At 45.6% G+C, this 24,995-nt stretch carries 22 protein-coding genes; 11 read left to right on the top strand and 11 right to left on the bottom strand.

The genetic code is table 11. The annotated features are described in order from the left end of the window. The first annotated feature begins 42 nt into the window (after positions 1-42). Positions 43-843, top strand: a complete 801-nt coding sequence (locus tag A28LD_RS02580; protein ID WP_007419500.1) for a hypothetical protein — start codon at positions 43-45, stop codon at positions 841-843. Between the two features lie 96 nt (positions 844-939). Here A28LD_RS02580 and A28LD_RS02575 read toward each other — a convergent pair whose 3' ends face one another. Beyond that, positions 940-1,377: a group II truncated hemoglobin gene (locus A28LD_RS02575; RefSeq protein WP_040486890.1), complete on the bottom strand. Its 438-nt coding sequence runs from the start codon at positions 1,375-1,377 to the stop codon at positions 940-942. Here A28LD_RS02575 and aroE point away from each other — a divergent pair. The 4 genes from aroE (at position 1,376) to polA (ending at position 8,918) form a co-directional block, all read left to right on the top strand. Then, complete coding sequence (aroE, locus tag A28LD_RS02570) at positions 1,376-2,233, top strand: shikimate dehydrogenase (RefSeq protein WP_007419498.1); 858 nt, start codon at positions 1,376-1,378, stop codon at positions 2,231-2,233. The two genes, A28LD_RS02575 and aroE, sit on opposite strands and share 2 nt — an antisense overlap. A 67-nt stretch (positions 2,234-2,300) precedes the next feature. Further along, on the top strand, positions 2,301-4,265 hold the full coding sequence (locus A28LD_RS02565) for an SLC13 family permease (protein WP_007419497.1): 1,965 nt from the start codon (positions 2,301-2,303) through the stop codon (positions 4,263-4,265). Positions 4,266-4,315: 50 nt separating this feature from the next. Then, positions 4,316-5,539 carry a DUF945 family protein gene (locus A28LD_RS02560; protein ID WP_007419496.1) on the top strand — a complete coding sequence of 408 codons (1,224 nt, stop codon included), beginning with the start codon at positions 4,316-4,318 and terminating at the stop codon, positions 5,537-5,539. Positions 5,540-6,083: 544 nt separating this feature from the next. After that, complete coding sequence (polA, locus tag A28LD_RS02555) at positions 6,084-8,918, top strand: DNA polymerase I (RefSeq protein WP_007419495.1); 2,835 nt, start codon at positions 6,084-6,086, stop codon at positions 8,916-8,918. Between the two features lie 290 nt (positions 8,919-9,208). On the opposite strand, the gene A28LD_RS02550 is transcribed toward polA, so the two are convergent. Continuing rightward, positions 9,209-9,850, bottom strand: coding sequence for a c-type cytochrome (locus A28LD_RS02550; protein ID WP_040486888.1), 642 nt, complete (start codon positions 9,848-9,850; stop codon positions 9,209-9,211). A gap of 177 nt (positions 9,851-10,027) precedes the next feature. On the opposite strand from A28LD_RS02550, the gene yihA reads away from it, so the two are divergent. Next, entirely contained in the window at positions 10,028-10,669 is a 642-nt protein-coding gene (gene yihA, locus A28LD_RS02545) for a ribosome biogenesis GTP-binding protein YihA/YsxC (RefSeq protein WP_007419493.1), read from the top strand. Next, positions 10,666-11,571: a DMT family transporter gene (locus A28LD_RS02540; protein ID WP_007419492.1), complete on the top strand. Its 906-nt coding sequence runs from the start codon at positions 10,666-10,668 to the stop codon at positions 11,569-11,571. The genes yihA and A28LD_RS02540 overlap by 4 nt, the downstream gene beginning before the upstream one ends. Before the next feature lie 138 nt (positions 11,572-11,709). On the opposite strand, the gene A28LD_RS02535 is transcribed toward A28LD_RS02540, so the two are convergent. Continuing rightward, complete coding sequence (locus A28LD_RS02535; protein ID WP_007419491.1) at positions 11,710-13,470, bottom strand: DUF885 domain-containing protein; 1,761 nt, start codon at positions 13,468-13,470, stop codon at positions 11,710-11,712. A gap of 900 nt (positions 13,471-14,370) precedes the next feature. Here A28LD_RS02535 and yihI point away from each other — a divergent pair. Together yihI and A28LD_RS02525 are read left to right on the top strand one after the other, a co-directional pair. Continuing rightward, positions 14,371-14,871, top strand: coding sequence for a Der GTPase-activating protein YihI (gene yihI, locus A28LD_RS02530; RefSeq protein ID WP_007419490.1), 501 nt, complete (start codon positions 14,371-14,373; stop codon positions 14,869-14,871). 9 nt (positions 14,872-14,880) lie between these two features. Further along, on the top strand, positions 14,881-15,339 hold the full coding sequence (locus A28LD_RS02525) for a DUF2489 domain-containing protein (protein WP_040486885.1): 459 nt from the start codon (positions 14,881-14,883) through the stop codon (positions 15,337-15,339). A gap of 97 nt (positions 15,340-15,436) precedes the next feature. Here the strand turns inward: A28LD_RS02525 and A28LD_RS02520 are convergent, their stop codons facing one another. Continuing rightward, a complete protein-coding gene (locus A28LD_RS02520; protein WP_007419488.1) occupies positions 15,437-16,729 on the bottom strand; it encodes a metal-dependent hydrolase family protein in 1,293 nt (430 codons plus the stop codon). A 191-nt stretch (positions 16,730-16,920) separates the two neighbouring features. On the opposite strand from A28LD_RS02520, the gene cysE reads away from it, so the two are divergent. Continuing rightward, positions 16,921-17,766: a serine O-acetyltransferase gene (gene cysE, locus A28LD_RS02515; RefSeq protein ID WP_007419487.1), complete on the top strand. Its 846-nt coding sequence runs from the start codon at positions 16,921-16,923 to the stop codon at positions 17,764-17,766. Further along, a complete protein-coding gene (cysK, locus tag A28LD_RS02510) occupies positions 17,766-18,749 on the top strand; it encodes a cysteine synthase A (protein ID WP_007419486.1) in 984 nt (327 codons plus the stop codon). Before cysE ends, cysK begins: the two co-directional genes overlap by 1 nt. Before the next feature lie 108 nt (positions 18,750-18,857). On the opposite strand, the gene mnhG is transcribed toward cysK, so the two are convergent. From mnhG to A28LD_RS02475, 7 genes are read right to left on the bottom strand one after another with little or no spacing between them, the layout of a single operon-like run. Then, positions 18,858-19,301: a monovalent cation/H(+) antiporter subunit G gene (mnhG, locus tag A28LD_RS02505; RefSeq protein ID WP_007419485.1), complete on the bottom strand. Its 444-nt coding sequence runs from the start codon at positions 19,299-19,301 to the stop codon at positions 18,858-18,860. After that, positions 19,294-19,563 (bottom strand): monovalent cation/H+ antiporter complex subunit F, encoded by a 270-nt coding sequence (locus A28LD_RS02500; RefSeq protein WP_007419484.1) that lies wholly within the window; start codon positions 19,561-19,563, stop codon positions 19,294-19,296. Before A28LD_RS02500 ends, mnhG begins: the two co-directional genes overlap by 8 nt. A 20-nt stretch (positions 19,564-19,583) precedes the next feature. Further along, positions 19,584-20,045, bottom strand: a complete 462-nt coding sequence (locus A28LD_RS02495; protein ID WP_237704240.1) for a Na+/H+ antiporter subunit E — start codon at positions 20,043-20,045, stop codon at positions 19,584-19,586. Positions 20,046-20,053: 8 nt separating this feature from the next. Continuing rightward, entirely contained in the window at positions 20,054-21,562 is a 1,509-nt protein-coding gene (locus tag A28LD_RS02490) for a Na+/H+ antiporter subunit D (protein WP_007419482.1), read from the bottom strand. After that, on the bottom strand, positions 21,559-21,906 hold the full coding sequence (locus tag A28LD_RS02485) for a Na+/H+ antiporter subunit C (protein WP_007419481.1): 348 nt from the start codon (positions 21,904-21,906) through the stop codon (positions 21,559-21,561). Before A28LD_RS02485 ends, A28LD_RS02490 begins: the two co-directional genes overlap by 4 nt. Before the next feature lie 10 nt (positions 21,907-21,916). After that, the gene (locus A28LD_RS02480) at positions 21,917-22,348 is read right to left on the bottom strand and encodes a Na+/H+ antiporter subunit B (protein ID WP_007419480.1); all 432 of its coding nucleotides are present in this window, start codon (positions 22,346-22,348) and stop codon (positions 21,917-21,919) included. Continuing rightward, positions 22,345-24,939 carry a putative monovalent cation/H+ antiporter subunit A gene (locus A28LD_RS02475; RefSeq protein ID WP_007419479.1) on the bottom strand — a complete coding sequence of 865 codons (2,595 nt, stop codon included), beginning with the start codon at positions 24,937-24,939 and terminating at the stop codon, positions 22,345-22,347. Before A28LD_RS02475 ends, A28LD_RS02480 begins: the two co-directional genes overlap by 4 nt. Positions 24,940-24,995: the final 56 nt, after the last annotated feature.

Below are 24,995 nucleotides of genomic sequence, written 5' to 3'. Positions count from 1 at the left end.
TGCTGAAATTCGAATAAAAAATAATCGAATCTAGGGGCATTCATGGCACAAAATCTTTTTTTTCTTATTATTGTTGTAATTGTAATCGTGTTTCTTGCACGGCGCTTACTGAAAATGAATGCTTCTGGGCATGCAGAATCAGACGCATCGGCGGCCAAAGTACAAGCTGAAGCTAGCGAGAAAGAGGCCGAACTGAAGGAAGATGCGGCACGGTTAGTTAAAAATACAAAAGCAGCAACCAAAGAAGCGGTGGAAACCGGGAAAGAAGCCGTAGCAACAAAAACGGCTGCTAAAAAACCGACTGCCAAGAAGCCTGCGGCGAAAAAATCGGCAGCGCCGAAGAAAGCATCTACCGTTAAAAAAGCGCCTGCGGCTAAAAAAGCCCCGTCTAAAGATGTCGATCCTATTATCGATAGTGGCAATAAATCGCAGCCATCACCACTTGGCGCTGAAATTCCCGATGAACTATCGCAACCAGTGGCGGAGCTAGAAAAAACGAAAGATCCTTTAACTCGGCACCGCATGTATCAACAGATTACTGAAAACAGCTATAAAAACCGCAATGATGCTGGTTGGCGACAAATTAGCAAAACCTTTTCTAAGCAACATATTGGTGAGTTCGCCGATATTGTTAAGCCGTTGAAGAAAGCCAATGGTGGTTCATTGCCGCAAGTGCTTACCTTTCAAAATTACGCAACATTGCTTGCTGAAGATGGGCAATATAGTGAAGCGATTGCGGTTTGTGAAAAAGCTCTGGAGTTTGGTTTAGATGATAAAACCAAAACAGGCTTTGAAGGCCGTTTAGATCGTATTCGTAAACAGCAGGAAAAAGCTGCAAAATAATCGATAGATTAAGAGCCCCAGTTGCCTTTAGGCGCTGGGGCTTTTTTATTTCAAATTTAAGAGCTCAGCTCACACAAGTAAGCCTAATTTGATAAATTAGGCTTCAGTGTTAATCATATGATGGGCTAAACGGGTAAAGCGAACGCGCAACTCGTTATGTAAAGTAGCTGTTGTTACTTGCTCATCGATCACTTGATACATACAGTAAAGCCATTGATCACGCATTTTGGTATCAATTCGAAACGGCAAATGCCGGGCGCGTAACATAGGATGGCCATATTTTTCGATATACAGTTGTGGCCCGCCAAGCCAGCCGGAAAGAAATTCAAAGAATTTTAAGGCAATAGCATCCATCGGTTGCGGGTGCATAGCGAGGAGTTCTTTTGCTGCCGCATCGGTGGCCATAATATCGTAGAAGCGGTTGGCGATTGCGCGCACAGCTGGTTCACCGCCAAGTTCATCGTAAAGGTTAGTGTATGTTGTGCTTTCACTGGTTTGGCCAAAAAGCCGTTTTATTAAGGAAGGAAGGTTCATGAAACTCGCTGTTTTTGGAAGCCCTATTGCTCATAGCCGTTCACCAGAAATACACCAAGCATTTGCGGCACAGTTTGGTAGAACGATCGAATACCAGCGAATTTTAGCATCACCTGAGCAACTTTCAGAGCGTTTCGCTGAGTTTGTTGCAAGCGGTGGGGTTGGTGCTAACGTTACCGTGCCTTTAAAAGAACACGCGTTATCATTTTGTGCAAAGTTAAGCCCTAGAGCCGAGCAAGCACAGGCGGTGAACACGTTAATTCATCGAAATAATGAATGGCTTGGCCATAATACGGATGGTGATGGGTTAGTAGCTGATCTTCTGCGCCTTGGCGTAAAGCTTCGCGGCGCTCGGGTACTTGTTCTTGGGGCGGGTGGCGCGGTGCGAGGCATTATCGGCCCTATGCTTGATGCTGAGGTGGCGCACCTGCACATAGCTAATCGCACCGAGGTAAAAGCCCAAAAACTGCTTGTTGAATGGCAACAACGTTTAGCTGGCGAACTCGAGATCACACCAAAGGTGTTTTATACATTACTAACTGCGGGTGATTTAAATTCAGCGGCCGGGAGCTCTGGTAATGGGCAATGGGACATCATTATTAATGCTACTTCCACCGGGTTAACGCAAGAGCGCCCAGATATTCCTGATGCAAGCCTAGCAAATAAGCCATTTTGTTACGATATGGTTTATGGCAATCAACCCACGCCATTTATGCTGTGGGCTGAGAACCACGGGTGCGCAGTTGCCGATGGCTTAGGGATGTTAATAGAACAAGCCGCTTTGAGTTATTTTCAATGGGCAGGGGATATACCCGATACTAAAGTAGTGCTAGATTCAGTGCGTTCACAGTTATAAATATGCGGCACCGTTGCTGTTATCCGGGAATGTGAGTTCCTATGGTATCAATAGAAGAGAACATTGCATGACCTTACCCGAAATCACAATTCTTGGCATTTTGTTGTGTACGCTTATCTTTTTTATTTGGGGGCGCTGGCGCCACGATATCGTTGCACTCGGTGCTTTGCTCGCCTGTGTGGCATTCGGTTTGGTACCTGCAGCGGATGCATTTGCGGGTTTTGGCCACCCGGCCGTTATAACGGTAGCGTGTGTGTTGGTGCTCAGCGCATCTTTACAAAGCACTGGTGCGATTGATGTAGTTGCGCACAAGCTCACGCCAACCTCGGGTGGTGCCCTTACCACTATAGCTTCGCTAACAGGCTTGGCAACTGTGCTATCGGCGTTTATGAATAACGTTGGTGCAATGGCTTTGCTAATGCCGATAGCTATTCAATTGGCCGTAAAACTGAATATTCCAGCGGGCCGGGTGTTGATGCCGGTAGCGTTTGGCTCAATCTTGGGCGGCATGACAACCTTAATTGGCACCCCGCCAAACCTTATTGTTTCCGGCTATCGTGCAGAATCGTTGGGCGGCGGCTATCAAATGTTTGATTTCGCACCTGTAGGTATTGTTGTAGCGATTGTAGGTGTAATCTTTATTGCTTTAGGCGGTTGGCGCTTGGTGCCAAAACGAGAACGCACTGATGCCGAAGGTTTCGATACTGGCAAATATCTCACTGAGGTAAGAGTATCGGAAGATGGGCAAGCGAACGGCATGTTGTTGCGGGATTTGGATTTAAAGCTACAAGATTCCGATGCAGAGATTGTAGGTATGGTTCGGGAAAAGGTGAAGGTGGTTCATCCTTATGGCTACCAACGCTTGAGCAAAGGCGATTTACTAATTATTAAAGCCGAGCCGGAAACATTAAGCCAAGCTTTGAATGTTTTGGGTTTGCGTTTGGTTGATAACGTAAAACCTCCCGAAGCTGAGCCGGGAGAGGAAGGCTCTGAGCTAGTAGAAGACGATGAATCAGCAGCATCCAATTTCAGTGATATCCAAAAACTTACGAAAGAGAACGATGCACGAACAGCATGGGTTGATCGGAAAGTAACGGCCTATGGAACTTACACACTGCGCGGCGGCCTTACTAGCCGCGCTGATGCCGATACGGTTCCGAGAGCTTCGGACGATAGCGAAGTTGTGTTAGTGGAAATGGTGGTAATGCCTGATTCTGCTTTGATTGGCAATACTGCGGCGGAATTACGTTTGCGTAGCCGGTTGGGGTTAAATTTGTTGGCAATATCGCATGAAGGTAACCAGAAAATTAATCGCCTTCGGCAAACGCCAATTCAATCGGGTAGTGTTTTATTAATGCAAGGTGGAGCTGAGGGGTTAGCCCAATTTGCTTCTATGTATAAATGCGTTCCCCTTGCTGAGCGAACGGTTCGAGTTCCAAGTAAACGCCGTGCTATGTATGCCTCGGGTATTATGATTGGGGCAGTAGCATTAGCTGCTTCAGGCATTGCTTCGGCGGCAGTAGCCTTTGCCGCGGGTATGTTTGCGGTAATGGCATTGCGTGTTATACCGCTACGCCAGGTATATGAAAATATTGATTGGTCGGTTGTGGTGTTGCTTGCAGCGCTTATACCGATTGCTTTAGCGATGGAGCAAACCGGTGCAGCCGATAGTATCGTTAATCTGATGCTGTATTACGTTGCTGATGGCAGCCCAGCTGTGGTGCTTGCGCTATTACTCATTATTACTACCTTGCTATCAAGCGTGATGAATAATGCGGCTACAGCGGCGGTAATGTGCCCGGTAGCTGTGAGTATTGCTAACCAGCTAAATGTGAACCCAGATGCTTTCTTAATGGCGATTGCAGTTGGGGCTTCGTGCGCGTTCTTAACGCCAATTGCCCACCAAAATAACACCCTCATATTGAGTCCTGGCGGCTTTAAATTTGGCGATTATTGGCAAATGGGCTTGCCACTCACACTTATTGTATTTGCGGTATCGATACCAGCGTTGTTGTACTTTTGGCCGCTGTAGTTGTTACAATTTGAACATAATTTTGCAGATTTATTTAAAGAGGAAAAAGCATGCGTAAGGGATTAATAGCAATCATCGTGATCATTGTAGTGGTAGTTGGATATGTTGCAGGTGTTGTAACTACGAAAAAAGCTACTTATCAGGCCGTTGAGGCAATGGTAGAGGAATTAGAGCGCAAACCCCAGTTTGATGTACAAGTAGATTGGCAAGAGCAAGGCTCACGTACCGATATCGTGGTAGTAAAAGTTGCAATGGCGGATATGCCAGACATGCCCGAATTAGGCCTCCCATTGTATTATGAAGAAACGATTGAATTAAGCTATGGATTTCTAAACACAAAATGGGCAGGCATTGGCGATGTTATCTCTGGTGATGAAACGATGAGCGAATTCCTTTATGCGGGGCATAAAGTTACTTCTTCTGGAGTTGTTAGCCGTGGTGGCCTTCGTGTAACTTATGATTTTCCAACCCTAAGCATGATAGAGGATGATATTGCTATTGCTGCTGAGCCTATGCAGATGCATTTTGTAATGGCAGGTGAGGAGCGCCGGTTTAACTTCTCTGCGCCGGTTGTAGAGTTTTTTGGTGAAGGTAATGAGGGCATTACGTTAAACGCGATAATGATGAATAGCGATACTCGCATGTTAGAAGGCGAAGTGTTTTCTAGTGCTATGCAGATGTCGTTGGGGAAAATGGAAGTAAACGCAAAAGCTCTTGGTGCCCCAATTGTTGTTGAAGGCCTGAACTCTACCCTGAATACTCTGCGGGCTGATGAAGAACTAAGAATGAATGGTTTGTTTGTACTTGAAAGCTTAGATGCTGGGCCAACAGTGAAAGGGAACGCTCGCGTTGATTGGGCAGTTGAGGGGCTTAATTATCAAGAATTTATGGATCTAAATGACGCATTACAAAATCAACAATTAAATGAAGAAGAAACATTGAACCGCATATTTGCAGCCATTATTGCCAATGACAATATGCTCTTTCGGTTAAATGAATTACTTGTTGTTGGCGAGGGTTGGGGTAATTTACGCAGCCATGGCACTGTTGCAATGGATTTTTCCGGTGTGGAAAATCAACAAGCCGCAGATTTAATTGAAAACGCTGAGATTTTCCAGCATTTTGATATCGATTTTGTGATTGAAGAAATGCCTGGCATGCTGCAAATGATGATGATGGCTTTCACAACTGATGAGTTGCCTTGGAATCTTAAATACAGCAACGGCGAAATTTATCTGAATGATGAACTTCTTGATTTGAATGAACTGCAATAAAAGCTCTAGTTAAGTATTTTGTAAGGCGAGCACAGGCTCGCCTTTTTCTTTTTGATCTTTTCTACCGTTAAAATAACAGCTTACGGAGAGCGGAATAACCAAGTAATTTTTCAGATCGAAAAATGTTAAGAAAGATCGAAAAATGATCTGGTATTGCTTAATCAATGTGCTAATCTGTTCAACCGGTTTACGAGATCGCTTACAAAATGTGCATCAGCAGTTAGGCTTCAATACTACGCCTTAGTAAATGCACGAAAAGTAACTTTCCACAATCGAGTTAAAGCGATAAATACAAATATAAGCTGTCCGAGAACGTGCTTTTCTCGCGTTATATCAAACACTTACATACTTTCTCATGCTGATGTTCGTTCGTCGAACTTACGGCAGGACGTGTCGTTCCCCACAGAGTTATCCACAGGTTGTTAGCCGCACTTTCTTAATAATCGATTTCGTTTTTTCATACTAAAATTGGCTAGATCAGTGCCCCTGTGGCATGCTTAACCTCTAGCAACTTTGCGCTTTAATTAAGAATAGGTTTACCCATATGCAACGCATTCCAAAGCAACCTTTTATCCTGGTTGATGGCTCCTCTTATCTTTTTCGCGCGTTTTACGCGCCACCCCATTTAACCAATTCAGCAGGTGAGCCTACCGGTGCCATTTATGGCGTAGTAAACATGCTGCGCAGCCTGTTAAAGCAATTTGAACCCACACACATGGCGGTAGTATTTGATGCCAAGGGCGGAACATTTCGAAATGAGATGTATGCCGAATACAAGGCGAATCGCCCGCCGATGCCAGATGATTTACGATCGCAAATTGAACCGCTGCACAATATTATTCGTGCTATGGGCTTGCCGCTGATTTCTATCGAGGGTGTAGAAGCCGATGATGTTATTGGCACTTTAGCCCAGCAAGCTGCCGAAGAAGGGCGCACATGCTTAATTAGTACCGGCGATAAAGATATGGCGCAATTGGTGAACGAGCATGTAATTTTGATCAACACTATGACAAGTACAGTGCTTGATGAGGCGGCTGTTCCTGAAAAATATGGTGTACGGCCAGATCAAATGATTGATTTTCTGGCACTGATGGGCGATAGCTCAGATAACATTCCGGGTTTGCCGGGAGTGGGCGAGAAAACTGCACTGAAAATGCTCGAAGGTATGGGCAGTATTGCCGCTATGATTGAGAACCCAGATAAACTGGCTGAATTAAGTTTCCGTGGTGCGAAATCGATGCCCGATAAAGTTCGGGAGCATAAGGATATTTTGTTGCTTTCTCAGGCGCTGGCGACAATAAAGCTTGATGTTGAAATGGAGCTCCTGCCGGAACAGCTTACCTTGAACGAACCGAATGATGAAGAATTAGCCAAACTTTATAAAGAATGTGAATTCCGCCGTTGGTTATCAGAGTTGTTGGAGCGAGGTGAAGAGGCGCCGGAACATAAAGGCAAAGTGAAGCATTCGGGTGGGCAAGCCGAGTTGTTCGAGGGCGGTAAGCAAATTAGCCAAGATTCGGCTGCAGAGGCTGTTGATATCAGTACAAGCCAAATAGATACCAATAATTATGCAACGATCACGGACCAAGAAGTTTTTTCACAGTGGCTTGATAGGCTAAACGCGGCTGAATATTTTGCTATTGATACCGAAACCACGAGCCTTGATTACATGGAAGCGGAATTAGTTGGTATTTCCTTTGCCGTGGCTCCGGGCGAAGCTGCGTATATACCTCTTATGCATCAAGATTTAGATGGGCCTCAACAGTTAGAGCGTGATTGGGTTTTGGCAGAGCTAAAGCCGCTACTCGAGGATACCTCGCCGAAGAAAATAGGCCAAAATATTAAATACGATATGCATGTTTTTCGCCGTTACGATATTCATTTACGCGGCGTGCTGAACGATACCATGCTGGCATCTTATGTATTGAATAGCACTAGTTCTCGGCATGATATGGATACACTATCACTCACTCACTTGGGCCATAAAACCATTGCTTATACCGATGTAGCTGGCAAGGGCGCGAAGCAAAAACGCTTTGATGAGGTTCCTATTAGTCAGGCGGCTCCTTATGCAGCGGAAGATGCGGATATTACATTGCGGTTGCATGAAGTGCTTTGGCCGCGCGTGAAAGCAGAAGGGCGCCTGCAAGAAGTATTGAAAGAAATTGAACTACCGCTTATTCCAGTATTAGCGATGATGGAGCGCCGAGGTGTAAAAATTGACCCTGATCAGCTTGCCAAGCAAAGCGCAGAAATCACTAAAGAGCTAGCTGAAATTGAAAAAGAAGCCTTTGAGATTGCGGGCGATCCTTTTAATTTAAACTCTACTAAGCAACTGCAGGTTATTTTGTTTGAACAGCTTGGTTTGCCGGTAAAAAAGAAAACACCGAAAGGTGCACCCTCTACTGCAGAAGAAGTGCTGCAAGAGCTGGCGCTTGATTATCCATTACCAGAACTAATTTTGCGGCACCGTGGCATGGCAAAGCTAAAATCTACCTACACCGATAAGCTACCGCGCATGATTAAGGCGGCCACTGGGCGCATTCATACTTCATATCACCAAGCAGTTACGGCAACAGGGCGGCTTTCTTCTACTGATCCGAACTTACAGAATATTCCGATTCGAAATGAAGCTGGCCGCCGGGTTCGTAAAGCATTTGTGGCGCCGGATGGTTACAAAATAGTAGCCATCGATTACAGCCAAATTGAATTACGTATTATGGCGCATATTTCTCAATCATCTGGGTTGGTTGAGGCTTTTGCGCGAGGCCGAGATATTCATAAAGCAACCGCTGCGGAAGTATTTGGTGTTGCTTTGGATGATGTAACGAGCGAACAGCGCCGGCGCGCGAAAGCGGTAAACTTTGGTTTAATTTATGGTATGTCCGCATTTGGTTTAGCGCGGCAACTAAACGTTCCACAAAAAGATGCGCAACATTATATGAATGTTTATTTCGAACGCTTTCCGGGTGTGCAGGAATATATGGAACGCACACGTGAGAGTGCGGCCAAGCATGGTTATGTAGAAACTATTTGCGGCCGCCGGTTATATCTGCCGGAAATCAACGCGGGTAATGGCATGCGCCGAAAAGCAGCTGAACGTGCTGCAATCAATGCGCCTATGCAGGGTTCTGCAGCGGATATTATTAAAAAAGCTATGCTTGATGTAGCTGCATGGTTAAAGAACCCTGAAAACGTTGCTGAGGGAGATGTATTTCTTACTATGCAGGTACACGATGAATTGGTTTTTGAGATTCGCGAAGAGAAAGTAGATACCTACGTGAAGCTACTCACCAATGTTATGGAACAAGCGGTAAAGCTTGATGTTCCATTAATAGCGGAAGCTGGCGTTGGTGATAACTGGGATGAAGCCCACTGATTTCATTGAAGTTTTAATAGGAAACTTTTTGGGATATAGCGACTCATAGTAAGTGAGCGTATTGCTCTCCCAAGATGTTTTCCCTGGACATCTCTTACCCCGGCTAATTTAGCCGGGGTTTTTTATGTGCGCTAACCCGTTTATTTTAGTGCCTTAGCACAAAACTAATTATTACCTTATACCCATAAAAAAGCCCAGCAGTTTAAAGTGCTGGGCTTTTTTCGCAATTGAATACTTTACTTGAATGGCTACCGCGCTGTTATTAACGTGCGCTATAACTCATTTAAAATCTAGTAAAGGCCATTAATATATTGCGATAAGATTTCGATATCACGATCAGTAAGGCGAGTAGCAATATCACGCATCATTGCGTTTGGATCGTTTGCACGATCGCCAGAGCGGAACATTTCTAGTTGCGCTTTCGTGTATTGTGCGTGTTGGCCGCTAAGCATTGGAAATGCGGCTAACCCCATACCAGCGCCGCCGGGGCCATGGCATGCTGCACAAGCGGTGATGCCGCGATCGGTATCACCACCTAAGAATAGGCGTTGTGCTTCGGCAACGATATCTTCATCAACCGAACCAATATCGTGCTCTTGGGTACTATAGAATGCGGCCAAATCATGCATATCTTGATCGCTAAGATTAGCAACTTGGCCAGCCATCAGCATATTGTAACGGCCACGTTCGCCATTGCTCTCAACGCCGGTGCGGTAATCCATTAGCTGTTTAACTAAATATTTGTAACCTTGGCCAGCAATATTTGGGAAATCGCCAGTTGGGCTGTTACCAGTTTGGCCATGGCACGCTGCACAAGTAACCGATTTTTCTTGCCCGGCTTCTGCATCACCATTAAGGCTTTCTGAGCCTGAAGCCATTGCTGCTCCGCTGGCGAACAGCACCAAACTACATAGAATCGCGAGTTTTTTCATGAGCTCTCTTCTCTGTCTTTTCTTCGTTTTCGGCTGGGCAAAAGCCCGGGGAAAAATTCAGTTTCCTATTTTACACGAATCTCGCCACGATGAAACGTTTGAATCGTTGTTCTGTGGTTGGCTCAACAGCTTTCATGCGTCATAATAGGCAACATTCAAGATTTATCGAGGTTTATAGTGAGTACTGACACCCTGCATTTCCAAAAAGCACATTTTACCATCAGTGCTCCAGATATACGTCATCTGCCGCCCGATGAGGGCATGGAGGTAGCGTTTGCTGGCCGATCGAATGCGGGAAAATCAAGCGCGCTTAATGTACTTACTCGGCAAAAAAGCCTTGCGCGAACGAGTAAAACACCTGGGCGCACACAGCAAATAAATGTATTTGCGTTAGATGATCACCGGCGTTTAATTGATTTGCCCGGCTATGGGTTTGCGCAAGTGCCATTAGCCATGAAATTAAAATGGCAAGAAGCGCTTTCCGAGTATCTCGAAAAACGGAAATGTTTGCGTGGTCTGGTTGTTTTGATGGATGTTCGCCATCCGATGAAAGATCTCGATCAAGAGCTTATTCACTGGGCGGTGGCTAGTGATTTACCAGTTTTGGTGGTGTTAACCAAAATTGATAAATTAAGAAGCGGGCAGAGAAAAGAAGCGCTGATGCAAATTCAAGAGGCGATTCCAGGGTTCGGTGGCGATGTTTCGGTGATTTTATTTTCTTCGTTAAATAAAAGCGGCCTGCCTGAACTTGAACAAAAACTGCATTATTGGTTCGCAAACCCAACTGTTCCGGTATCTGAAGAAAGCTCTGATTCATGAATTCCCCGTTAACGGCTGAGCATTACGCGCCGAGTACGTGGGCTAAATTATTTCTATTGGCACTCATTTGGGGAAGCTCATTTTGGTTAATCAAAATGGGCCTTCTTACGTTCACGCCTACAGAGGTTGCCGCGGTTCGCCTAGCTGCCGCCGCTGCTTTTTTAGCTCCGTTTGCAATCGTACGTATGCACCGAGTAAAGCGGCATCAGTGGCCGGTAATACTTTCGGTGGGCTTAACTGGTAGCTTATTGCCGGCGTTTTTATTTGCCTTAGCGCAAACCCAAATCGATAGCGGAGTTACCGGTGCGTTAAATGCGCTTACGCCGCTGTTCACGCTTATTATTGGCGCTATTATTTTTCGCCAATGGGTTACTGGCCGCACGATCTTTGGTTTACTGATCGGTTTTACCGGTACTTTAATGCTGGTGTTGTTAAATGCTACTGGCCAACTTAGTTTGAACGGTTACGCGTTGTTTATCGTATTTGCCACTATTTGTTATGGCGCTAATTTGAACCTGATAAAAACGTATCTTCCAGATCAAAGCCCATTAACTATCACGGGTGTATCGTTATTGATGGTGTTGCCAGTGGCGTTGGTATATTTGATTGGCCCCGGAGAAGTATCGAGCAAACTCACTTCTACCACTGCTTGGGGCTCCTTAGCCGCCATTGTGGTGCTTGGTGTGGTAGGAACGGCGCTGGCGTTGATTTTGTTTAATCATTTAGTGCAAATTGCCACTACAGTGTTCGCAAGTTCAGTAACTTACCTAATTCCAATTGTAGCTATGACACTTGGCGCGTTGAGTGGTGAGCGCATTGGCGTTTATCAATTAGGTGGTATGGGGTTGATACTTATTGGCGTGTGGTTAGCTAACCGCAAACCGGTTCCTGCCCGAGGTTAGCCTAAGCTATCGCCGTTAACTGAGCCAACGAAAAGCCGGAAACCCTTGCTGAAGGTGTTTCCGGCTTTTTTGTATTGTAACTAAACGCTAATGTTAGCTACAGAGCAGCAATGTATTGTAACTAAACGCTAATGTTAGCTACAGAGCAGCAATTCTCTCTTGTTCAGCGCTGATATAACTCGCTATTTGCTGTTCTAAGGTTGCTAGTGGAATACTGCCATTGCGCAATACTTGGTAATGAAACTCACGCAAATCGAAATGTTCGCCCAGCGCAGTTTCTGCTTCAGCACGCAGACGTTTGATGGTTAAATCGCCAAGTTTGTAAGATAACGCTTGGCCAGGCCAACTAATGTAGCGGTCGATCTCGGTATTCACGTTATGCAAAGAAAGTGCGGTGTTGCTGCCTAAGAATTCAACTGCTCGTTCACGGCTCCAACCCATTGCATGCATACCGGTATCAACAACTAAACGCGCAGCGCGCCACATTTCATAGGTTAAGCGGCCAAAATTGCTGTAAGGGTCTTGGTAGAAGCCAGTTTCTAAACCGAGGTACTCTGCGTACAAACCCCAGCCTTCGCCAAATGCAGAAATGTATGTGGAACGCCGATATTGCGGCACATTTTCCATTTCAGCAGCGAGTGAAATTTGCAGGTGGTGGCCCGGAACACCTTCGTGCAAGGTAAGCGCCTCTAGCTCATATAGAGGCCGTGTATCTACGGCATAGGTATTTACCCAGTATTCGCCAGGCTGATCATCACGGCGTGGGCTTGAATAGCGGCCTTGGGTATAATTGGGTGCTATTTCTGCGGGCACAGGCTCTACAGCATATGGCGTTCGAGGTAGATGATGAAACAACCGAGGAAGCACGCCATCGGCTTTCTTCGCAATAAACGCCGCTTCTTTGAGCAGCTCTTCACCTGTTTCTACGTAGAACTGACGATCGGTACGTAAAAAGTGAATGAATTCTGCAAATGAACCATCAAATTCAACTTCATCGATAACTCCCTGCATTTCTGCTCGAATACGCGCTACTTCGGCTAAGCCAATTTCATGAATTTCTTCTGGGCTCAAATCGAGAGTAGTATAGTGTTTTACGCGGTTGGCATAAAAAGCTTCGCCATTCGGTAGCGATGTAGCCGATATCTCAGTGCGTGCGCTGGGAATGTACTCTTCTACTAAAAACTCATGAAAATCCATGAAAGCTGGGTTGATACGCGTTGCAATCGTTGTTTGTAGTTCCAAATCCAACTCAGCAAACGCATCTTCAGACAGAATTCGTTTGGCAATAGTTGCCGGTTGATAAAATACACTTTCGGTTGGGTTCATCGCGATATACGCATTTACTCCAGCTGCGAAGTTTTCAAGTACCACTTTAGGTTGAGCCATGCCGCTAGCAATACCTTCGCGCATATATTCGGTTTGTTGCTGCATCCAGTTTGGTACATCATTTAACAAGCTCAAGTAGCGTTCAAAATCTTCCGCTCGCTGAAAACGAATACTGTTGGGTAAACCAGCCATACGGTTGTGCGGGCCGGTTTCATTGGTAAGTGGCATAAGATACATGTTGAATTCGTAATCTGAGAGCCTGTTTCTTAAAGCGTAGAGCAGCATATCGCGGTTGATTTGATTTTCAGCACTCAAACTTTCTGCTGGAATAGCTTCGATTTGCTCATAGTAGGACAATCGATTTTTGTAACGCTCTGCGAGAGCTTCTGGGCTGATATCTTGTAAACGGCTTGAATCGGTATTTTCGCCGTAACTCCAAGCTGCTTCTGCAAGTTCAGTAAATTGGGTGTTTGCGTTGGTTTGCGGCTCATCGATTGGCGCAGGTGCGGTTTGGCAAGCTGTAAGCATTACCAGCGAGCACGCGAGAGCAGTAAAAAGAGGCGTAGTACGCATGCGAGTTTCCTTTAGTGAAACAAATAATAAGAAAAAACCATTTTGCATGGTATTACGCCGCTTTACCACCCCATGAAAATCACTATAAACGCAGTTATGCACCACTGATGCGCGCGAGAATTATAACATTAAGCGTATAAAGGTTATCTTAAATGCGATTTCGGCATAAAAATAGGTTTTTTAGATCAATTAAATTGTTGCGAAACCAGCTCATTCACGTAGTCTTAACACCGTTGAAAAGCATTGGCACTGTGAGTTCCTCAGGAATAACAAGGGTTGCAAAGCGAACGATAAGAACAAAAAACTCGCTAAACCATTGTTAACGAGAAAGCTTTATAACAGGTAATTGTTACAAAGCTGTGATAACATAGCGGTGTAAAATTTGTTAAAGAATTACATTGGGGAAACAGTTTTCCGCATTATCTAGGCGCTTTTACAGGCTCTTACGAACAATAATAATAAGCGTAAGTTTGGTAATGCTACATCAGGGAACAAGAATAACGCCAGGAGGCGACCCACTCGCACCAATAATAAGAAGAACCGCGAGTGAGTAAAAAATAATAAAACATTTTGGGAAAGAAATACTGCGCAACCGAAACACCGTTAAGAGTAGTTCGTAAGCATTTATGCAGTTAATGTAAAAACACCATCGTTAATAAGTTGCGCCTTTTAGTGCACAGATAAAAAGAGATGGTAATTACAAGGAAGAATAATAAGAATAGTAGGGATTTAGCGACAATCGATCTCGGTTTCACCCTTGGGGGGTGCGAGTTTCAATCAAGGCGATGGTATTCATCGCCTTTTTTATTGCCTACGATTTCGTAAATGGCCGGAATGGGCTATGATCACACTAATTCAAAACGCAGTGTGGACATTTCCACCCTCAAGGGCCTACTAAATATGACACGTATCAAAAAAACCCGAAAATCTGGGCCACTCGCTTTACGCAAAGCTGATCGAAAACCTACCGATGCCGTACCCGTAACCAAGGGTAAAGAAAATTCCAAAGAAAAAGGTAAGGGTAAGGCAGCCGGCAGCCGCTATGGCTCGCAAACGCAATCGGAGCAGCAAAGCGCTGCGGGTGAGCTAAAAGATCCTCGGCACGGCAGCAAAAAGGCAGTGCCTTTAACGGCTCCAAAGAAAGCGATGTCGCCAGAGAAAGAGTTGTTGTCGTTAGAAAACGATACCCGTTTACAGGGTTTACTCGACCGCGCAGAAAATGGCGATATTCTTACCAAGGCTGATCAAGCATGGTTAGATGTGCAACTAGCTCGTTATCAAGAACTAGCCGATATTCTTGGCATCGATTTAGATGCTGAGGACGATGACGACGATAATTTTGAATATGATTTTAACGAGAACGATATTCTCGATGATGAGATATCGAATTCGAAGGAGTAGTGTGTGTTGATGTGGATTTCTCTAATTGTTGGCGCTTTGGTGATTGCCGGTTTAAGTGTGTATGCGGGTATGTTGCTTTCGCGCTTACGCCAGCAAAACAAAGGCATTGCTAAGAATGAGAAAAAGCGCCTGCATTATTTACATGAAAGTATTGAAACTATTGCGAAAGCAATGCAACAAGATCAATGCCCGTTATCGGAAGGCTGTATTCGTATCGCTGTTCTGTTAGAAAACTTGCCTCAAGCTGAACGCCATAATTTCAGTTCGCGTTGGCCATCGATTCATGACATGTATGAGCGTATTAAGCATATGCCTACCCATGAGGCGCGTAAGGAATTTCCGAAAAAAGAAATTCGGAAAATGGATTTAGAACGAGAGCGTTTCGAAGTTGAACTTGAACAAACCATTAAAGACGATTTGCACACTTTGGTGATTTGGGTGAAGGAAGAGCGTGTAAAGCAGATTTAGTTCTGCTGGCGCCTAAAAATTTTACTTTTGTAGATAAAAAAGGCCTAGGGATAAATTATCTCTGGGCCTTTTCTCATTTAATAACGGTAATATTCGATTACGGCTGCACGTATATTACACCGTCTTTAATAACCAGATGGATATCTTTAAGCAAGGTAATATCGCTCAGTGGATTACCCCGTATAGCCACGATATCGGCATATTTTCCAACCTCAATACTGCCAATTATTTCTTCAGCACCAAGCAATGTTGCGGCTGTGAGAGTGGCAGCACGAATTGCCTCAATAGGCGGCATTCCGGCTTCTACCATGTATTCAAATTCACGGGCATTTTCACCGTGATCATATACGCCAGAATCAGTTCCGAAGGCAATATTTACGCCAGCAGCATAAGCTCGGCCGAAGGTGCCTTGAATTAACGGGCCAATAGCACGTGCTTTGGAACGAACTTGCTCTGGGAAATACCCATCAATTTCCGCCCGTTCGGCTACACTGCGCCCTGCTGTAATAGTAGGCACATAATAAGTACCGTGCTCCTTCATTAAAGCAAATATTTCATCATCCATATAGGTGCCATGCTCAATAGAATCAACACCGGCGCGAATAGCGCGCGCCATACCATCTTTCCCATGAGCGTGCACAGCAACACGCATGCCGTAATCCCGGGCTGTTTCCACAATAGCAGCTAATTCATCGTTCATAAATTGCGGGTTATCACCACTTGCGGCCATACTCAATACACCACCGGTAGCAGTAATTTTTATCAAATCAGCGCCTTCTTGATAACGCGCACGAACAGCTTGGCGGGCATCATCGACACCATTTACTACGCCTTCCATAGGGCCTGGATTCTCAATTAATCCCTGCCGGGAGCCATTACTTGGGTCGGCATGGCCACCGGTTGTAGCCAATGATTTTGCGGCGGTATATACCCGTGGGCCATGTACATAGCCGGCTTGAATAGCTCGTTTCAAAGCAACGCTGGCGGCAAAACTATCGCCAAGATCACGAACGGTGGTGAAGCCAGCTCGCAAGGTTAAATCGGCAAAATGGGCGGCACGAAAAGCTACATCGGCTTCATTATGTGTAAACCTATGCATATAAGAGCCTGGCTCTGATTGTGAAGTTAGGTGAGTATGCATATCAATGAAGCCCGGCATTACGGTGCCGTTTCGCATATCGATAACTACATCTTCATCAGTGCCACGTGAGAAGCCGGACTCAATGGCCGTAATTTTATTTTCAGCGATACGAATGGTAACGTTTTCTTTTGGTTGATTAGCGGTACCATCGATTAACCTGCCAGCATGAATGAGAGTATCTGCGGCAGCAGGTTGTGCAAGGGCACAAACCCAAGTGGCGAGAACGAGCGTAATCACATTGCGTTTCATAAGTTAGCTCCAGTAGTTATGATTATTTAAGTAGGGGCTGTTACTAGCTTAACGTGAAATTAAGTGAGTAATTTCAAGCTTGTTTCACGGAAGCACTTGATAAACGTTATACTAACAACCAAATTAGCATAAATGCTCCAATAGAAAAGTGGTTTTTATTGGGTTTGTATTCGATTAAGCGAGATTCGCCTATGTTATTCCGAGGCATTCGGGAAGATATTGCCAGTGTGTATCAGCGCGACCCAGCCGCGCGGCATTTTTTTGAGGTGTTAACTAATTATCCGGGGCTGCATGCTATCTGGATTCATCGCCTAAGCCATCGGCTATGGCGTTGGCGGTTGCGCTGGTTAGCACGCTGGATATCTACGATATCGCGCTGGCTAACGGGCGTAGAAATTCACCCAGGCGCGAAAATAGGCCGCCGCTTTTTCATTGATCACGGCATGGGCGTGGTTATTGGTGAAACCGCTGAAATTGGTGATGATTGCACCATTTATCACGGTGTTACTTTAGGTGGCACGAGCTGGAAATCCGGAAAGCGGCATCCTACCTTAGCCAATGGCGTGGTTATTGGTGCTGGTGCAAAAGTTCTCGGCCCTTTAATGATTGGCGAAAATGCACGAATTGGCTCGAATTCCGTAGTGGTGCGAGATGTTCCAGCGGGCGTAACTGTGGTTGGCATTCCCGGCCGAATAGTGGCGGGTGCAAAGCCGAGCACTGAAATTACCGGGCGTACAGAAGAAGATGACCAGCGCGAAGCTATTGCCAAGAAATATGGTTTTGATGCCTACGCGGTATCTAAAGATAATCCAGACCCGGTTGCTATGTCTATCGGCCGAATGCTTGATCACATGCACATGCTGGATAACCGCGTGGTGGAAATGTGCAAAGCAATTAACCGCATGGGTGGCGATGTTTGTAGCGATGTTCCGAAAATTGAACTCGAACATGAAGATTTCGTAGAAGCAGGCCAAGCTGCTGCAAAAAGCCGCAACAAAGGTGAAACTGAAGAAACAACTAAGGGAAGTGAGAAGTAATGAGTATTCCTACCGTTTTTGAAAATAATGCAGCAAGCATTGGCTATACACCTTTGGTTCGCCTATCTCGGGTATTGCCGGAAAATGCAGTAGCTAACGTGTATGCAAAAATTGAAAGCAGAAACCCAGCGGGTAGTGTGAAAGATCGTATCGGCCTCGGGTTAATTTCTGCGGCCGAAGCCGATGGCTTGCTAACCCCAGGTAAAGTTCTGATTGAAGCTACATCGGGCAATACGGGCATAGCCTTGGCCTCTGTTGCGGCTGCCAAAGGTATTGCCATTTCTATAGTAATGCCGCGCTCAGCAAGCTTGGAGCGCCGCCAACTGATGAAAGCGTTAGGTGCGGAAATTATTTTAACGCCGGCAGATAAGGGAATGAAGGGCGCGCAAGCTAAGGTTGAAGAGCTGATTGCCGCAGAACCCAACAAATACGTGTATTTACGCCAGTTTGATAACCCAGCGAACCCAGATATTCATGAAGCTACAACAGGCCCAGAGATCGATACAAGTTTACAAGGGATGGTGGATGTTTTTGTAGCTGGTGTTGGCACCGGCGGAACCGTTACTGGTGTAGGCCGCTATTTTCAGAAGAAAGGGCACAAGTTGGATATTTGGGCTGTAGAATCGGCTGATTCACCGTTAATTCGCCAAACTATTGCTGGTGAGCCGCTCACGCATACGCCGCATAAAATTCAGGGCATCAGCGCAGGTTTTGTGCCAAAGAACCTTGATTTAAGTTTATTGAAAGGCACGCAGCCAATTACCAATGATGAAGCCTATGGTATGGCTCATCGATTAATGCGAGAGGAAGGCATACTGGCAGGTATTTCTTCAGGAGCTGCAGTGGTGGCTGCGAGCCGCTTAGCGGTGCTGCCGGAATATGCCGGTAAGAACATAGTGGTTATCCTGCCAAGTTCAGCAGAACGCTATTTAAGTACGCCATTGTTCAAAGATATATTTACTGCGGAAGAGCTCGAGCCGTAAACGCCTAGCTTACTGCGAATAATTTATTAGCAAAAACTAAAAGCGCTGCGGTTCTATATGAACCAGCAGCGCTTTTTTGTAGCATATTTCTATAGATGCGTTAGGCGATTACTTTTTTGTAGTAACCCGAATTCTCGGTTTGTCTTTGTTGCTAGTTTTCATCGCCTTCAATTCTTCTTCGGTTTCCAAACCGCTTCTTAACCTATGAGTATCGCTATCATAGCGATTAAAAAGCTCATCTTTCACTGTATTAACCCAAATAGGCACACCAACAAAATAGCCAGCCCGGCCGATAGCATGAGCTGCAATGGGTGCGGTAATTAAAATAAACATAATTACCGCTAAGGCTTTCGCCATTACCACTAAATCATTGAAATGCAGCATCGCAGCAATCATCATTAAGGCAACACCAAGAGCACCGGCTTTAGTGCTGGCATGCATTCGTGTCATAAGATCTGGCAAGCGCAAGATACCTACTGCTGCAAGCAACGTAAAAATGCCGCTTGAAAGCATAAATAGGGCGATTACCCAGTTAAGTATTGTTTCAGTCATCTCGAGGGCCTCCGCGTTCAAGGAAGCGAGCAAAACCAATTGCTGCCAGGAATGCTGTAAGTGCAACCACAATCGCTACATCGATAAAACTAGAGCGATCAGTAAAAATTGCGTAGGTGCCGGTGATGGCAACAATTACCGTTGCTAATAACTCAAGTGCAACTACTCGATCGGGTAAGGTTGGCCCCATCAATAGGCGAATAAATATTAATAGCATCGATAAACTTAGCAATGCGAATGAAATTAAAATAACAATTTCCACGTAGATGCTTCTCCTCTGGATTACCGCAAGATTTCGAGAACCCTGCGCTCCATATCTTTCAAACTATCGCGCAACTCTTGTTCGTTATCTAAGAACATTGCGTGAATAAACAACACTCGGCGATCATCGGAAACATCGAGGCTCAGCGTACCAGGTGTTAATGAGATTAAATTCGCCACCATGGTAATTTCTAGTTCCGTTTTCGCTTCCAGTGGCATTGCAATAACACCCGGCTTCATGTGCCACACTGGCGTAATGATATCGAAAGCAACGGTAAGGTTTGCCACCACGAGCTCTTTAGCGAAAAAGGCCACGAACTTCAATAACCGAGGTAAGCGGCGAGTGTAGCCACGAAGTGAAGGTATTTGCCGTTGCATAACCCCAAGAACTAAGTAGCCCACGAATAAACCAAACAGCAGGTTCATGCCGCCAACATCGCCGGTAAGCACTACCCACGTTACCGCGAGCAGGAGGTTCCACATAAAGCCTATCACTGTGCACCCCCTAAAACCGCATCAATATAGCCTTGTGGGTTTAATAGCTGTGCTGCTGAATACTCGGCAAAATCATAAATAGGCTGGCCATTTAAACCAATTACTAATGTACAAATTGCCAGTAACACCACAGGAATGTAAAGCACTACAGTAGAGGCTGAGGTTTTGCCCTCGGTAAGGGCAGTATCATCTAAGCCTTTTGGTAGCTTCTTCCAAAACACTTCAGCCCATATCTTAATCATAGAGTATAGCGTAAGTAGGCCGACTAATAGGGCAATGCCGGTAATTACCCAAGCATTTGCTTCCACACCGGCGCGAATAATAATGAACTTCGCAAAGAAGCCTGAAAGCGGCGGAATACCCGCGAGTGAAAGTGCCGGAATCAGGAACAAAATACTTAAAAATGGCCGGGATTTATAAATGCCCCCGAGCTTCTTCAAATCATAGGTTCCGAGTAATCGGTGAGTAATACCACTAATGAGGAACAAATTAGTTTTTACAATGATGTGATGCATGATGTAGAACACGCCACCGATAAGAGCTAGCGGCGTGAAAAGCGCCAAGCCAAGAATCATGTAACCAATTTGGCTTACAATGTGGAACGAAAGAATACGCCGGAATTCAAATTGTGCAGCCGCGCCGAGAACCCCGGTAAGCATGGTAAAGCCTGCCATCCATAGTAAAATCTCATGCGTAAACTCAACATTTTGGTTAAAGATAAGCGTGAACACGCGGAACAGTGCGTATACCCCAACTTTGGTAAGCAACCCGGCAAACAAGGCAGAAACCGCAACTGGGCCGGTATGGTAAGAAGCTGGTAACCAGAAAAACAATGGGAAGGCGGCGGCTTTGATACCAAAGGCAATCAGGAACATTACCGCGATAACATCGATGAGCCCAGCGTTTTCTGCTTCGCCTAATTTAACTGCTATATCGGCCATATTCAGGGTGCCAACAAGGCCATAAAGTAGGCCGATGGCACTTAAGAATATTGCTGATGAAAGCAGGTTTAAGGTTACATATTTTACCGCACCTTCCATTTGCGCGCGTTCGCCACCAAGAATAAGCAGGGCGAACGATGCTACCAACATTACTTCAAACCACACGTAAAGGTTGAAGATATCACCGGTAAGGAATGAGCCGGCAACGCCAGCTAGCAGCAAGTGCATTAATGGGTAATAACCGAACCGCTCATGGCTTGGTGATGCTGATGAGAGCGAGTAGATTGCAATAGCTACGGCCATCATACCGGTAAGCACAACCATGATGGCACTGAGCATATCGGCTACTAAGGTAATGCCAAATGGCGCCTCCCAGTTGCCCATATACATTACTACATGGCCGTCGTTGTAAACGCTTACCATCAACCAAATGCTAGCTGCGAGTAAAGCGAAACTCCCAACTAAAGAAAGCGCACGCTGAATTGCATTGTAGCGCCAAAACATTACGCACAATGCACCCGTGAGCAGCGGGATAAGGATAGGTAAAGCAACTTCAAAACTCACGTATCGGTATCCTTCATCTGATCCAAGTTATCGGTGCGAAGTATGTTATACGCCCGGTGAATAAGAACTACCGCAAAGGCGAGTACCCCGAAGGCAATAACGATCGCGGTTAAAATCAGTGCTTGGGGTAGCGGATCCGCCACAATACCATCGGGCACTATTGCACCCTCTGGAATAAGTGGTGGTGCCCCGCGTGTCATGCCAGCAGAAGTAAAGATAAGTAGGTTAGCTGCGTTCGAAAGCAGCATTAAACCTATTACGAGTTTTACAATACTGCGGCGTAACATCATATAAATTGCGGCTGCATACATGAGGCCAACAGCAATGGCCATAACTGGTTCCATTTGTGCCTCCTTAACGCTCTTCAGCTTCGGTAAGTGCAATCATCATGGTCATCGTTGCGCCCACCACCGTTAGATAAACACCAATATCAAAAATTAGAGGTGTTGATAGTTTCAGTTCAGTACCACCCGGTAACATAATTGGCCACCATTGCGCAGTTAAAAACGCCTGGCCCTGAAATGCGGCTGGAAACACTGAAATCATGCCAATGAATAAGCCGATACCAATTAAATTGCGCGGGTCTACGCGCATTAAATCCCGTGTTACGGCAGCACCAAATGTAAAGAGGTACAAAGTGAAGGCACCTGCCGCAACTAGGCCAGCAATAAAACCGCCACCGGGCTCATTGTGGCCACGCAGTAGCAAAAACACAGAAAATAAAAGTTGCAGAGGTACTAAAAACCGCGCAGCTGTATAGAGAATAATCGTGCCGGGTTTCATCATGATTTTTTGCCCTCCTCATCAGATTGCGCCGCATCTTTTTTGCCACGTTCATCATCTTCTAAACGTTTTGCCGCCTGTGAATCATCATGGTCGCGATCTTCATCATAAGAACTCGCTAGAGTTTCTTGCTCTTCATCACCGTCTTCATCAGAATTTCGGTTGTTCATCGCGCCAACGGAAATGATGTTCTGATCTTCTAGCATTTTTTGATGAATCTCTTCGAGCGAGTGAATAATATCTTTCTCCGCGAGTTTCTTTTCTTCTAAAATCAGCGTGCCCGCGTAATGGTTGGCCCCCGGCGAAGTTGCAGGATTAAATTTAATCATTGCATATACGCCCATCGCAGCCAGTGCTAATACGAAAATCTCACCTAGGGTATCGAGAGCCCGATAATCAACTAAGATTACGTTCACGATATTTCTACCGTGGGCCAAGGTGTAGCTGTTCTCAATCATGTAGCCTGATATCGGTTCAAAGAGTTGCACATCAATGGTGATCATAATTAAGAACATAATGAGCACGCCTACGAGCAACGCCACTACCGCATCACGAATGCGTTCACGAGTTGTGGAAACATTGGAAAAGCCGGGTAAGCGGAATAAAACGAGTACCAACAAAATAACGGTTAGCGTTTCAACAAGAATTTGAGTTATGCCTAAATCTGGCGCACTGAACAATATGAAGATAAGTGCAACCGAGAATCCAACTGCACCCATTGCAGCAACGGAACCCAATCGAGAGCGGGTAACACAAGCGGCGATGGCAGCAGCAACAAGAATTCCCACCGTTATAAACTCGTGGAAGTAGAGATCTACATCCCAGTTCCAGTGTAATTGGTAGCGGCTAATCAAGGTGTAACCAGTAAGGCCCACAAACACTAACACGATGGTTCGCAGGTAATTTCGCATCGAACCGTTTTGCAAAATATGCGTTTGCCATTCGGCTACCCACACAATGGCGTCCATAAACCAGAAGTATCCGCGTTCAGGGCCTCGAGCAATAATGGGGTCTAGTACTTTCAAGCGATTCCGGAAAGTGTCCCAATATTTAAATAGCAGCAACCCGAGAGTGATACTGATACCTGAAAGCAACAACGGAAGATTTAAGCCATGCCAAAGCGCTAAATAACCATCAACAACATTACCGGCTACTGCATTTGAAGCCGGTAAAGTAACCCAGTTGCCTACAGTGCCTGGTATAACGCCGGCAACAAGTGATAGCAGCACCAGAACAATGGGCCCTGCGAGCATGGCTTTTGGCGGCTCATGAATATCTTTTTCTGCTTTAGGTGCTTTGAAAGCACCAAAGAAAGGGCGTAAGGCAATCACGGAAGCTACAGTTACTACGAATATCGACGCAACCATCACGAACACAAAAATGAAGCTATGGAAGGCGCCATCTAACATTGCTTCGAGCAATAGTTCTTTGGCTACAAAACCGAACAGTGGCGGAATACCGGCCAATGAAAGTGCCGCTACGGCAACGAGAATAGCGGTTAATGGTAAGTTTTTACGTAAGCCGCCAAGCAATGTTACATCGCGGCTGCCGGCTTCGTGATCAACAATACCAGCAAGCATGAACAACGCACCTTTATACAAAGAGTGCGCTAACAAATAGGCAGCGAAGGCAATCATCGCCGTTTCGGTACCAATGCCGATAAGCAGAGTGAGTGTACCGAGCGCCATAATCGTTGAATAGGCGAGCAACTTTTTCAAATCGGTACTGCGCACCGCCATAAAAGCGCCGGTAAGCATTGTCATGGCCCCGAAACTACTCAGTAGAACTGTCCATAAACCACTTTCACCGAGCTCTGGTTGTAAGCGCGCTAAAAGATAGATGCCTGCTTTTACCATGGTTGCTGAGTGTAAGTAGGCACTTACTGGCGTAGGTGCAGCCATGGCATTGGGTAGCCAGAAATGAAAGGGGAATTGAGCTGATTTAGTGAATGCGCCCAGCAGCAAACAAATAAGCATGCCCACAAACAGCGGATGTTCGGTGAGCGTTTCTGGAGTATTGAGAATTTCTTGAATGGAATAAGAACCAGCCATTGATGCCAACATCACTAGGCCACATAGCAGCGCTAAACCGCCAGCTACGGTAACGATAAGGCCTTGCAGCGCGGCTTTCCGAGCTTCGGCACTTTGGTGGTTAAAACCGATGAGCATGTAGGAGGTAATGCTGGTTAATTCCCAAAACACAAAGAGCGTAATGAGGTTATCGGCAAGAACCAAGCCCAGCATCGAACCCATAAAAGCGAGCAAAATCACAAGAAAACGATTTTGCGCTGGGTTTCCTTTCAGGTAAGCGCCGGCATAAAGCACGATTAAGGTACCGATACCACAGATGAGCAGAGCAAACATGAGCGAAAGCCCATCGAGCACCATGGTTAAGGAAATATCGAGGCCAGGAATCCATTGATACTCTTGGATAAATACTTCGCCACCGGCAATCATCGGAATGTGTGTAGCAAACCAAATAGTAAGTGCGGCGGGCACTAATGCCATGATATAGGCGGTGCGATGTTGGTGCTGCACAAAAAGCCAAGGCGTAATTAATGCTGCAAGGTATATCACCAGTACGGCAAGTTGCATGGTTTGTCCTCTCCAGCTTAACGAGAAATCAATGAGTTACCGAATATTCCAGCAAT

Origin of the sequence: Idiomarina sp. A28L, assembly GCF_000218785.1 — a bacterium.
GTDB lineage: Bacteria > Pseudomonadota > Gammaproteobacteria > Enterobacterales > Alteromonadaceae > Aliidiomarina.
This window is presented reverse-complemented; position numbering and strand designations above follow the sequence as displayed.